This is a genomic window from Kitasatospora phosalacinea, from assembly GCF_000716545.1.
GTDB lineage: Bacteria > Actinomycetota > Actinomycetes > Streptomycetales > Streptomycetaceae > Kitasatospora > Kitasatospora phosalacinea.
Window position 1 is genome coordinate 1 of the sequence record NZ_JNWZ01000226.1, and the last position, 205, is coordinate 205.

General features: G+C 67.3%; 1 protein-coding gene. It reads left to right on the forward strand.

Annotated features, from left to right (window positions below; all coding sequences use genetic code 11):
* Positions 1-40 precede the first annotated feature (40 nt).
* On the forward strand, positions 41-205 hold a 165-nt coding region (locus OO48_RS37130; RefSeq protein ID WP_245194928.1), incomplete at its 3' end, for a type IV toxin-antitoxin system AbiEi family antitoxin domain-containing protein.

A 205-nucleotide genomic window follows, 5' to 3' on the forward strand; every position in this document is an offset into this window, starting at 1 on the left:
ACCATCTCCCGAGGGGTCCGCCACCGTCTACCAGCGCATCGTGACCGCCTTCAACGAGCGCCCCGGACGGGTCTTCCGGGTTCGCGACCTGCACGAACTTTTCGGGCTGCCCACCGATGAGCCCTCGATCAACGTCACCCGCTCCCGCCTGGGACGACTCGTTCGTCAGGGACTCCTCGATCAACCCGGACGCGGCCGCTACCAG